Annotated in this window: 11 protein-coding genes; 6 read left to right on the top strand and 5 right to left on the bottom strand. The window is 71.8% G+C overall.

Going from position 1 to position 11440, the window contains the following annotated elements; translation table 11 throughout:
• Positions 1-649 (top strand): TerD family protein (locus tag FRCN3DRAFT_RS50625; RefSeq protein ID WP_007519903.1); only part of this gene is annotated, 649 nt, incomplete at its 5' end.
• 70 nt (positions 650-719) lie between these two features.
• Here the strand turns inward: FRCN3DRAFT_RS50625 and FRCN3DRAFT_RS0210285 are convergent.
• The 3 genes from FRCN3DRAFT_RS0210285 to FRCN3DRAFT_RS43765 form a co-directional block, all read right to left on the bottom strand.
• Positions 720-1916, bottom strand: a complete 1197-nt coding sequence (locus FRCN3DRAFT_RS0210285; protein WP_007519902.1) for an acyl-CoA dehydrogenase family protein — start codon at positions 1914-1916, stop codon at positions 720-722.
• A 120-nt stretch (positions 1917-2036) separates the two neighbouring features.
• Positions 2037-3047 carry an HpcH/HpaI aldolase/citrate lyase family protein gene (locus FRCN3DRAFT_RS0210290; RefSeq protein WP_483414348.1) on the bottom strand — a complete coding sequence of 337 codons (1011 nt, stop codon included), beginning with the start codon at positions 3045-3047 and terminating at the stop codon, positions 2037-2039.
• Between the two features lie 141 nt (positions 3048-3188).
• Complete coding sequence (locus tag FRCN3DRAFT_RS43765) at positions 3189-3944, bottom strand: FkbM family methyltransferase (protein WP_007519900.1); 756 nt, start codon at positions 3942-3944, stop codon at positions 3189-3191.
• A gap of 320 nt (positions 3945-4264) precedes the next feature.
• Between FRCN3DRAFT_RS43765 and FRCN3DRAFT_RS49375 the strand changes: the two genes are divergently transcribed.
• Positions 4265-5665 carry a magnesium transporter MgtE N-terminal domain-containing protein gene (locus FRCN3DRAFT_RS49375; protein ID WP_007519899.1) on the top strand — a complete coding sequence of 467 codons (1401 nt, stop codon included), beginning with the start codon at positions 4265-4267 and terminating at the stop codon, positions 5663-5665.
• 71 nt (positions 5666-5736) lie between these two features.
• On the opposite strand, the gene FRCN3DRAFT_RS0210305 is transcribed toward FRCN3DRAFT_RS49375, so the two are convergent.
• A complete protein-coding gene (locus tag FRCN3DRAFT_RS0210305; protein WP_007519898.1) occupies positions 5737-6051 on the bottom strand; it encodes a chorismate mutase in 315 nt (104 codons plus the stop codon).
• A gap of 431 nt (positions 6052-6482) precedes the next feature.
• Between FRCN3DRAFT_RS0210305 and FRCN3DRAFT_RS43775 the strand changes: the two genes are divergently transcribed.
• Complete coding sequence (locus tag FRCN3DRAFT_RS43775; RefSeq protein WP_007519896.1) at positions 6483-7388, top strand: RecB family exonuclease; 906 nt, start codon at positions 6483-6485, stop codon at positions 7386-7388.
• Positions 7389-7454: 66 nt separating this feature from the next.
• Positions 7455-8663, top strand: coding sequence for an aminotransferase class I/II-fold pyridoxal phosphate-dependent enzyme (locus tag FRCN3DRAFT_RS0210315; protein WP_007519894.1), 1209 nt, complete (start codon positions 7455-7457; stop codon positions 8661-8663).
• 226 nt (positions 8664-8889) lie between these two features.
• Here FRCN3DRAFT_RS0210315 and FRCN3DRAFT_RS0210320 read toward each other — a convergent pair whose 3' ends face one another.
• On the bottom strand, positions 8890-9678 hold the full coding sequence (locus FRCN3DRAFT_RS0210320; protein ID WP_007519892.1) for a hypothetical protein: 789 nt from the start codon (positions 9676-9678) through the stop codon (positions 8890-8892).
• 145 nt (positions 9679-9823) lie between these two features.
• Here FRCN3DRAFT_RS0210320 and FRCN3DRAFT_RS43780 point away from each other — a divergent pair, with 145 nt between their 5' ends.
• Both FRCN3DRAFT_RS43780 and FRCN3DRAFT_RS43785 read left to right on the top strand, forming a co-directional pair.
• Positions 9824-10750 carry a ParA family protein gene (locus tag FRCN3DRAFT_RS43780; protein ID WP_083401441.1) on the top strand — a complete coding sequence of 309 codons (927 nt, stop codon included), beginning with the start codon at positions 9824-9826 and terminating at the stop codon, positions 10748-10750.
• A 38-nt stretch (positions 10751-10788) separates the two neighbouring features.
• Positions 10789-11169 carry a hypothetical protein gene (locus FRCN3DRAFT_RS43785; protein ID WP_027140442.1) on the top strand — a complete coding sequence of 127 codons (381 nt, stop codon included), beginning with the start codon at positions 10789-10791 and terminating at the stop codon, positions 11167-11169.
• Positions 11170-11440: the final 271 nt, after the last annotated feature.

Raw genomic sequence — 11440 nt, forward strand, 5'->3', positions numbered from 1 at the left:
GCCGCCGCCCGGCGCGCCGCCGGCCGGTCAGCAGTGGGGTCCGCCGCCCGGCCCGGCCGCGGCGGCCGGTGCCGTCAATCTCGACAAGGGCAGGGTGTCGCTGCGCAAGGGTGAGGCCGTCTCGCTGGTCAAGACCGGCGCGCCGCCGCTGACCCGGGTACGGATGGCGCTCGGCTGGGACCCGGCGATGCAGGGCCGGTCGATCGACCTCGACGCGTCCTGCATCCTGTACGACGCCCGCGGCAAGGACACCGACAAGGTCTGGTTCATGTCGAAGAAGGGCGCGAAGGGCGCCGTGCGCCACTCCGGTGACAACCTCACCGGCCAGGGTGAGGGTGACGACGAGGTCATCTTTGTCGATCTCGGCGCGCTGCCGCCGACGGTGACGACGCTGGTGTTCACGGTGAACAGCTTCCAGGGCCAGCCGTTCACCGAGGTGCGGCGGGCCTACTGCCGCCTGGTCGACGACCTGACCAACCAGGAGCTGGTCAGGTTCGACCTCTCCGAGTCGAAGCCGGCCACCGGCCTGGTGATGTGCAAGGTGCAGCGCGTGCCGAACACCCCGGTGTGGGCGATGACCGCGATCGGCGAGTTCCACGACGGCAAGACCGTCCGCGCCATGGTCGAGCCGTCCAGGCGCTACCTCTGACACCTGGTGGTGCCCAGGCTGACACCCGGTGGTGCCCCGGCGCTCCCCGCCCGGGGCACCACCGGCCCGGCTAGGCCAGCTTGTACTCCTTGAGCAGGGCGCGGCTGATGATGCGCTTCTGGACCTCGGACGTGCCCTCGCCGATCAGCATGAACGGCGCCTCGCGGAACAGCCGCTCGATCTCGTACTCCTTCGAGTAGCCGTAGCCGCCGTGGATGCGGAAGGCGTCCGTGGTGACCTCGTAGCAGTACTCGCTGGCGAGGTACTTCGCCATGCCGGCCTCGACGTCGTTGCGCTCGCCCCGGTCCTTCTTGCGGGCGGCGCTGACCATCATCAGGTGGCCGGCCTCGACCTTGGTCGCCATCTCGGCCAGCTTGAACGCGATCGCCTGGTGGTCGGCGATCTGGTGGCCGAACGTCCTGCGCTGCTGGGCGTAGGCGATCGCCAGCTCGAAGGCGCGGATCATGATTCCGCAGGCGCGGGCGGCCACGTTCACCCGGCCGACCTCGACGCCGTCCATCATCTGGTAGAAGCCCTTGCCGGCGGCCTCGGGGCCGCCAAGAATCGACGTCGCCGGCACCCGGTGGTTGTCGAGCACCATCTCGGTGGTCTCGACGCCCTTGTAGCCCATCTTCTCGAGCTTGCCGGGAATGGTGATCCCACCGGTGGTGCCGAAACCCGGCTCCTTCTCCAGCAGGAACGTCGTCATGTTCTTGTAGACAGAGCTCGCGCCCTCGTCGGTCTTGACCAGGGTGGCCACGACGCCGGCCCGGGCGCCGTTGGTCAGCCACATCTTCTGGCCGTTGATGACGTACTCGTCGCCGTCCCGGGCGGCCCGGGTGGTGATCGCCGAGACGTCTGAGCCGCAACCTGGCTCACTCATCGAGAAAGCGCCGCGGATCTCGCCGGTCGCCATCTTCGGCAGGAGTCGCTGCTTCTGCTCCTCGCTGCCGTGCTGCATCAGCAGGTAGGCGAGGATGAAATGGGTGTTGATGACGCCCGAGACGCTCATCCAGCCGCGGGCGACCTCCTCGACCACCAGCGCGTAGGTGAGCAGCGACTCGCCGAGCCCGCCGTACTCCTCCGGAATCGTGATCCCGAAGAGGCCCATCTCCTTCATCTGCTCGACGATCTCGTGCGGGAACTCGTCCTTGTGCTCGAGCTCGGTCGCGTGCGGCAGAATCTCCTTGTCCACGAAGGTGCGCACCGCCGACAGGATGTCGGCCTGGACGTCGGTCAGACCGTCGGTCTGCGCGATCCTGCCCATCTCCCAATCCCTCCTGTATGTCGCCCTGCATGTCGTCGGCCTGGTCGGCGTGCGACCGGTCACACCTTCCCTGGCCGGGCGCCCGAAGGGCCGCCGTCACCGCGCGGCCCGGGGGAGTCCTCAGCTGGCCGGCGGCTCGAACTTCTTGGTTCGCTGCATGCCGGCGGCGCGGCCCTTTCCGGCGATGACCTGGGCCATCTTCGCGCTCGCCTCGTCGATCATCTCGTCGCCGAGCATGACCGCGCCGCGCAGACCGCCCGCCTCCGAGGTGTGCCAGGCATACGCGTCGAGGATGAGCTCGGCGTGGTCGTAGTCCTCCTGGCGCGGCGAGTAGACCTCGTTCGCCGCGTCGATCTGGCCGGGATGCAGCACCCACTTGCCGTCGTACCCGAGCGCGGCGGACTTCTTCGCGACGGCGCGGAACGCATCCACGTCGCGGATCTGCAGGAATGGGCCGTCGATGGCCTGCACGCCGCGGGCGCGGGCCGCCTCGACAATCTTGAAGAGGACGTAGTGGAACGGGTCACCCGGATAGTCAGGGTTGAGCGCTCCGACAACGAGCGAGGGCATGTTCATCGATGCCATGAAGTCGGCCGGGCCGAAGATGATGGTCTCGATGCGGGAGCTCGCGAACGCGATCTCCTTGACGTTCGACAGGCCGAGCGCATTCTCGATCTGCGCCTCGATGCCGATCCGGCCGACCTCGAGGCCCATGACCTGCTCGATCTGGGTCAACAACAGGTCGAGCCACTCCACCTGGGCGGCGGTCTGCACCTTGGGCAGCATGATGCAGTCGAGGTTCTGCCCGGCGCCCTCGACGACCGTGATGACGTCGCGGTATGTCCACTTGGTGGTCAGGTCGTTGACCCGCACCACCCGGGTCTTACCGGTCCAGTCGCCTTCGTTCAGCGCGGCGACGACATTGTCGCGGGCCGACTCCTTCGCGCCGGGGGCGACGGAGTCCTCCAGGTCGCAGAAGATCTGGTCCGCGGGCAGGCCCTGTGCCTTGCCAAGCATCTTGGTTGACGAGCCAGGAACCGCGAGGCATGAGCGGCGAGGACGTAGCGACATGATCGAGATAGTAGCCGCAGGGCGTTGCCGGCGCCCGAGAACGAAGCCCTTTTCGATCATGCTCCGATGTGGGTTCCCTCACCAGTCCGGCGGCCGTGGCGCCGCTGGGCGGGCGCGCTGACCTGCCGGGCGGCGGTGCCCATACCGGCGCGGGAGGAAATCGTTCAGGGCGTGGTGGCGGTCCCGGCCATTCCCGTCCGGTCAGCCGAGGCCGGCCGCGGACTCGTCGCGCACCGCCACACAGTCGAACTCCAGCATCCGCAGCCGCGGATCCAGCGAGACCGGGAACATGCCGGACAGTGAATACCCGTACGAGGCGATCTCAGGCCACGCCTGGTCGAAGGTCGGGTTGTCTTCATATAACGGCTTAATTGCCATCTCCGACTGCAGTGCTATCACCTTCGGCAGCGCTTGCCTGGCACCCCGGAGCACCTCTAGGTCGAAGCCCTGGGTATCCATCTTCAGATAGACGCGCGGTTCGGCGATCCCGCTGGTGACGTCGTCGAACACGTCCGCCAGCCGGTGGACCGCCACCTCCTCCGTCGAGGTCACCTTCGATTCGTCGGCGTACAGCTCGGCGGCGAGGCGCCCGGGCACGCGGAATGAGCTGAAATGGGTGAAATTGGTGACGTTGATGGTGGCGCGGCCCTCGGTTGCGCCCAGCGCATAGGGCTCGACGACCCAGCCGGGATCGCGGGCCGCACTGGCACGAAGGTGTCGGACGTTGTCCCGCACCGGCTCGAACGAGACGATTCGGCCCCGATAGCCCGTCCCGCGCAGCCAGCGGCCGTACTCACCCTGACGGGCACCGACGTCGAACACGCAGTTGATCCGGTAGAGGTTCAGCAGCTCGTGTAGGTGATAGGCGAGCATGTTGCCATCCGGCGCGGTCCGGACGATCTCGAATCCGGTGAGACGAACGGTGTTGCGCAGTCGGTAGGCAAGTGTGCTGGCCATTCTGTCCGTCCTTTGCACGATACGTCACCGGGCCGGTCAGGACGCTGACAAGCGCCGGGCGGCGATGGCTGACGGGTCGCCTGGTTCGGCACATTAGCGCGGTTCCGAATCCAGGTACAACGGCTGCTGGCTGTCAGGAAATGCATTGGTCGCATGTCCCCATGGGTTGGCCATCTTCTGGAAGACGGCGGCGGGCGCCTGGGCCCATTCGGCCCGTACGGGCGGTTTTGCCCCCGGGTGGGCCCGTCGCCGCTTGACCGGCCCGGTCGGGGGTAGCCTCGCGCGGTGACCCTGCGCCCATCCGCCGCGCCGAGCCTGCCGTGACGAGCGCGGGCGCGCCGCGCCCGCCGACGCCGGTGCGGGTGTACTGCCGACGGCTCGCCGGGCTGCTGGTGCTGGACCCGAACGGCGACCAGGTCGGCCGGGTCCGCGACGTCGTGGTGACGCTGCGCCTCGGACACGCCCCGCCCCGGGTTCTCGGGCTCGCCGTCGAGGTCCAGCATCGACCGATCTTCGTGCCCATCAACCGGGTCACCGGGGTCGAGTCGGGCGCCGTCATCCTCTCGTCGGCCCGGCTGAGCTGGCGCCGGTTCGCGCAGCGTGCCGGCGAGACCCTCGTCCTCGGTGAGCTGCTCGACCGCAGGGTCGCCCAGGTGGCCACCGGTCGGGAGGTGACGGTCCTCGACGCGGCGATCTCGCCCGTCCGGGGCGGCGAGTGGATCCTCGACCAGGTCGCCGTGCGGGTGGGGCGAGGCCGGCGTGGCGAGGTGCACACCGTCGCCTGGGACGAGGTCGGCGGGCTTTCACTGCCTGAGGACGGCCAGGGCGCGGCGAACCTGCTCGCCGCGTTCGAGAAGCTGCGGCCGGCCGACCTGGCCTCGATGCTGCACGACCTGTCCCACAAGCGGCGCGCGGAGGTCGCGGCGGCGCTGGACGACGAGCGGCTCGCCGACGTGCTGGAGGAGCTGCCCGAGGACGAGCAGGTGGAGCTGCTGGGCGGGCTCGCCGACGACCGGGCGGCGGACGTGCTGGAGGCGATGGGACCGGACGACGCCGCCGACCTGCTCGGTGAGCTGCCGGAGGAGGACGCCGAGCGCCTGCTCCAGCTGATGGAGCCGGAGGAGGCGGCGCCCGTCCGCCAGCTGCTGCGCTACGCCGACGACACCGCCGGCGGCATGATGACCAGCGAGCCGGTCATCCTCGCTCCGAGCGCGACCGTCGCCGAGGCGCTCGCCCGGGTGCGGGCGCCGGAGCTGTCACCGGCGCTCGCGGCCCAGATCTACGTCGTGCGCCCGCCCTACGAGACACCGACCGGGCGCTACCTGGGCCTGGCGCACTTCCAGCGGCTGCTGCGCGAACCGCCGTCCACGCTGGTCGGCGCGGTGATCGACATCGACACCCGGCCGCTGCGGCCGGACACCCCGCTCGCCGACGTCACCCGCTACCTGGCCTCGTACAACCTGGTCGCCGCGCCGGTGCTCGACGACGCCGGCCGGCTGGTGGGCGTGGTGACGGTCGACGACGTCCTCGACCACATCCTCCCGCCCGACTGGCGCGAGCGGCAGCTCGCCGACGACGCGGCGGAGTACGGCGCGTTCCACGGGCCGGACGATGACGAGCCGGACGGCCGGGAATCGGAGCTGGACGAACGGGGGCCAGAGCCGGATGACCGGGGACCGGAGCCGGGAGGAGCCGGCCAGGACCAGCCGGGTCCCAGCTAGCGGTCAGCCCCGCCCTCCCAGCGGAACCCCGCCGGCGGAACCCCGCGACGCCGGCCGAACCCCGCGACCGCTCAGGTAAGGGAACCGCGGCAGAGGGTCAGGACCGCGAGCGCGATCTCGACGCCGCGCGGGCCCAGCTCGTCGGCCCACGCCGCGATGATCTCGTTCTCGCGGCCATGTTGCACGCGCGGTCCGCCGTCGGCGCTGCGCAGGGCCTGGATCTGCCGGGAGATGTCCCGGCGGACGGCGACCAGGTCACGCAGCTGGACGTCGAGGTTGTCGATCAGGCGACGGCCCTCGTCGATCGAGGCGATGGTCGGCGCCGTCGGCGCGGCCGAACCGGCGGCGAGGGTGCCATCCAGGCTGGCGTCCACGGTGTTGCTCACGGGGAACCTTTCGGTCTGGGCTCAGCACGGCCCAGGCACGAGAAAGGCCCGGGGCGTCCGGGCCATCGGTCTGTCTACTGCGCAGGTCAGCGGCACAGGGGGGACCGAGCCCGGCCCCCATAAAACTGGCGCGATGCGTCGTGCACGGACTCGTGCACGACAGCGACTGCGCTGCGCTCCATGCGGAGCAGCATGCCAGGCTGTAGCCGTTACGTCCAGTTACAAAGCGTGGTGCTGCTCCACCGCGGCGGCCGCCGGGGATCCAGAAGTGTCGGTGCCGAGTGCCATGATCTATCCGCGACCGACCTTCGTGACCTGGCCCGCGACCCGCCCCACGCCAGGCTCCGCGGCCAGGCCGCGCGGCCTGGGTCCGCGGCCGAACGTGAGATCCAGCCCCCTGAACCCTGCCCCGCACCGGAGGAGTGAGCGCGATGGCGCAGCTGTTGCTGGATGAGATGCCGCGCAGGCTGTTCAGCTGCACGCCGACGAGGCTGGCCTCGTTCGAGGACTGCCCGCGCCGTTACCGGATGACCTACCTCGACCGGCCGGCCCCGCCCAAGGGGCCGCCCTGGGCACACTCCTCGCTGGGCGTGAGCGTGCACAACGCGCTGCACCGCTGGTGGGACGAGCCCGAGCCGGCCCGGACGCCCGGACGGGCCGCCGAGCTGCTGCGGGCCTGCTGGGTTCGGGACGGCTGGCGCGACGACGAGCAGTCGGCCGCCGCCCGGGAGCGGGCCGCCGCGATGTGCGAGCGGTACGCCACCGGGCTGGACCCGGCGATGTCGCCGCGTGCGGTGGAGCGCCAGGTGGCGACCCGTACCGACGTCCTGGCCCTGCACGGACGGGTGGACCGGCTGGACGAGCGGGACGGCGAGCTGGTCGTCGTGGACTACAAGACCGGTCGACGCCCGCCGGAGGAGGGCGACGCCCGGACGTCGCCGGCGCTCGCGCTGTACGCGTTCGCGTCCGAGCGGATGCTGCGGCAGCGCTGTCGGCGGGTCGAGCTGCACCACCTGCCGACGGGGCGGGTGGTCGTGGCGGAGCACACCGACGAAAGCCTGGCTCGGCACATCCGGCGGGCCGAGTCCATCGCGGTGGACGCGGTGGCCGCGACGGAGCAGCTGGCCGCCGGGCAGCCGGCCGATGCGGCGTTCCCACCCCGTCCCGGCCCGCTGTGCTCCTGGTGTGACTTCCGCCGCCACTGCCCCGAGGGCCAGGCCGCTGGTCCCGAGATCGCCCCCTGGGCGGGCGCGGAGCAGTTCGCCGCGGGCGACGGTGAGAACACGGGCAACCAGGCATCGGGCAACCAGGCACCGGGCGGGCAGACGCCGGGCTGACGGCCGACGCGGGTGCCGTCCCGGCAATGAGCACCGACTCGGTGGGGATGGCGGCATCATGGGCTGGTGGCCTCGAAGATTTCGCACTCGCAGCCGGCTCCAGTGGTCGGCGCCGCCCGGTTGTCGGCAAAGGCGGCGACGTTCACCGAGTCCGTCATCCGGGAGATGACCCGGCTGGCGGTCGCGCACGGCGCCGTCAACCTGGCCCAGGGCTTCCCGGACTTCTCCTGCCCGGTCGAGCTGAAGGACGCGGCGAAGGCGGCCATCGACGCCGACGACAACCAGTACGCCATCACCTGGGGTGCGCCCGCCTTCCGCGCGGCGATCGCGGCCAAGGTGGCCGGCACCTACGCCGGCTGGAACGTCGACCCGGACACCCAGATCTGCGTCACGTGCGGCGCCACCGAGGCGATGATCGCGACGATGCTCGGGCTCGTCGACCCGGGCGACGAGGTCATCCTGTTCGAGCCGTTCTACGAGAACTACGGCCCGGACGCGGTGCTGTCCGGCGCCGTGCCGCGGCTGGTGAAGCTGCGCGCCCCGGACTGGAGCTTCGACGAGGCGGAGCTGCGCGCCGCCTTCTCCGACCGCACCAGGGCCATCGTCATCAACACACCGCACAACCCGACCGGCAAGATGTTCAGCCAGGCCGAGCTGGACGTCATCGCCGAGCTCTGCCAGCGCCACGACGTCCTGGTCATCACCGACGAGATCTACGAGCACATCCACTACCTGGGTCCCGGCGGGCACGTGCCGCCGGCGACCGTGCCGGGCCTCGCCGACCGCACGGTGACGGTCAACGCGCTGTCGAAGACCTACGCGGTCACCGGCTGGCGGGTTGGCTGGACGATCGCCCCGGCGGCGCTCACCGCGGGTATCCGCAAGGTGCACGACTTCCTCACGGTGGGCGCCGCGGCCCCGCTCCAGGCCGCGGGCGTGGCGGCGATGGGCCTGCCGACGAGCTACTACACCGATCTCGCGGCCGCCTACCGGACCCGGCGCGACCTGCTGTGCGACGCGCTCACCGAGGTCGGATTCGGGGTCAGCCAACCCTCGGGCGCGTACTACGTGATGTGCGACACCAGCGCCCTCGACCCGGCCGGAGACGATGTCGCGTTCGCCCGGCGGCTGGTGAGCGAGATCGGCGTCGCGGCCGTCCCCGGCTCGTCGTTCTTCGCCGACCCGGCCGACGGCCGCCACATCATCCGGTTCGCGTTCCCGAAACGGGAGGAGACCCTGCGCGAGGCCGCCAGCCGTCTCCGCAAGCTGGCCTAGGCCAAAGTCGCTCCCCCGGAAGATCGGCTGGCGCCGACCTCCCGGGGACCCCTATGGCGATGATGGCGGAGCCTCGCGTGGCTGGAGGCCGTCAGACACGGCCTAGGCCAAAGGCCACGCGATGATGGCGGAGCCTCGCGTGGCCGGAGGCCGTCAGACACGGCCTAGGCCAAAGGCCACGCGATGATGGCGGAGCCTCGCGTGGCCGGAGGCCGTCAGACACGGCCTAGGCCGGCCCCGGGCCGGCGGCGGGGATCGGGAGCGGATAGCCCGCGGCGGCGGCGCGGGCGCGGCCGGCGCGCAGCTCGCGCTCCAGGGCGCGCAGGTAGCCGCAGGTGCCCCGCCGGCGCAGGCCCACGCGACGCAGCCCCGGGTGGTCGAGCATCGCCTGGTAGGCCGGAAGCAGATAGCGCCCGCGCAGGTACTCGCCGACCCAGCTGGCCTGGGCCCAGACGAGCCGCCCGCCAGGGCCCGATGCTGGCGCCTCGTCCTCCTCGGCCAGTTCACCCGCCTCACCCGCGGGTCGCGGCCCGGCCGGCCCGCCCGCCGCCGCGCCGGCCACCCCGCCGCCCCCGGAGCCGCCAATCAGGTAGACACCGTCGGCCCGGGGATGGAAGACGCCGCCGTACCAGGGGTCGTCGACACCGATCACGGTCCGCACGGCGGCGACCGTCGCCGCGGTCACCACGACGGCGTCCCAGCTTCCGAGGGACCGGCCGTCGAGGCTGATCTGGAAGCCGCGCCGCGGGTCTTCCCGCGCGCCGGCGCGGCTGACGACGGGCGCGAAGTCGGCGCCGCCCTCGCTCGGGGCGCTCGGCGAAACGGGCTCGTCGCCGTGGTCATCCGGGCCGGCGACGCGGCGGGCGGTGAGCGCGCGTCTGGACAGCAGCTCTTCGGCGGCCGGCGTCGGCGCCCCGAGGTAGGTGGCGTCGATCCCGCCGTCGACGAGGGCGGCCAGCCCGACCGCGCCGGTCAGATCGGGGCCGAGCACGGCGACCCGGGGGAGCTGAGGCACGGTGCAGGACTGTAGGCGGTCGCGCCGTCGATCTCCGCGCCGGGCGGTCCGCGCACCCACCGCGCGCGGGACCTAAGTAGTCGGCGTGACACTTACGGGCGAGGCAGGTTGTGACCACACGGTCACGCTTGACACACTCTCCGTCGTGGCCCGCGTTCTCGCTGTCGCCAACCAAAAGGGTGGCGTCGCCAAGACGACCTCTGTGTCGAGCCTCGGCGCCGCCCTGACCGAGCTGGGCCAGCGAGTTCTGCTGGTCGATCTGGATCCGCAGGCCTGTCTGACGTTCTCGCTTGGCCTCGACCCGGACGCTCTCGAGCTGTCCGTCCACGACGTGCTGCTCGGGCGCCTGTCCGCGGGCCTCGTCGTCCTGCGCACGGCCGACGGGTCGGACCTGTTGCCGGCGACCATCGAGCTGGCCGGCTGCGAGGCGGTGCTGCTCTCGCGCACCGGGCGGGAGCACGTGCTGCGGCTCGCCCTCGCCGAGATCGTCGACGACTATGACTTCGTCCTGGTGGACTGTCCGCCGTCGCTGGGCGTGCTGACCATCAACGGCCTCACGGTCGCCGACGAGGTGATCATCCCGTTGCAGTGCGAGACGCTGTCGCACCGCGGCGTCGGCCAGCTGCTCGACACCGTGCACGACGTCCGCCGCCTCACGAACCCGAAGCTCCGGGTTCGTGGCGTGCTGCCGACCCTGTTCGACGGCCGCACCGCGCACAGCCGGGCGGTGCTGGCCGACGTCGCGGCCCGCTACCAGGTCAGCGTGCTCGAACCGCCGGTCGCCCGCTCGGTGCGCTTCGCGGAGGCACCGGGCATCGGCCGCTCGATCCTCACCACCGCGGCCCGGTCGAAGGGCGCGCAGGCCTATCGGGAGCACGCCCGCACGATCGCGGGGCTCGGACCAGGCCCGGTGCCCGGCGTCGGCCCAGAGGCGCTGCTCGCCGGTGCGCTGCCCGTCCTCGGCCGGGCGGACGACCACCTGGCCGAAGACGACGAGCTGGTCGACGGTGGGCTGGTGGACGGCTCGCCTGAGGTGGCCGCCTCGGTCGCGCTGTCGCGCATCGGCCGGTGAACGGGGACATGGCCAGAGTCGAGAGCACGGCTGGAGCCGTGAGTGTGGCTGAGGGCGCGGGCAGCCGGGCGCGGGACGCGTCGGCCGGGTTCGACCGGCTGCGGCCGCGCACCGGGCGCCCACCTGGGCCTGGCTCGCCGTCATCCGCGTCCCGGCCGGGCGCCATCGGCCGTGACGTGCACGGCAAGCGTGCTCTCTACAGCGGCGAGCACCCGCCCGCCCCGCACGGCTCAGGCGTGACCGTGCACTGTTCCCGGTGCAGGCAGGCGACGATGGTGGGCGCCCGGCGCGCGTTGGCGTTGCTCACCCCGAGCCTGCATCTGCCGGTCATCCGGCCGCGTCACCCGTCGCTGCTGCGCTGCCCTGCCTGTCGCCGCGTCGCGTGGGTCCGGCTGACGCTGAGCGTCGCCAGGAGCTGATCGCGTCCGCGGCCGGGCGCCGAAACGGCCGAACCGGGAGCCCACAACTGAGGCGCGGCCCACAACTGAGGCGCGGCCTCGGACCAAGACCGGTCCGGGAGCCAGAAGCAGTCTGGGAGCGAGACCCGAGGGGTCCCGCTCCCAGACTGTGCGATCAGGCCGTGTCAGGCCGACTCGGCGCGGGACTCCGGCGCGCTGTCCTCGTCGTCGTCGGCCGGCGCGATGTCCAGCGTGTCCGCGCCCGCGGAGCGGCCCGAGCGGCCGCGGCCGC

Source organism: Pseudofrankia saprophytica (assembly GCF_000235425.2).
GTDB classification, from domain to species: domain Bacteria; phylum Actinomycetota; class Actinomycetes; order Frankiales; family Frankiaceae; genus Pseudofrankia; species Pseudofrankia saprophytica.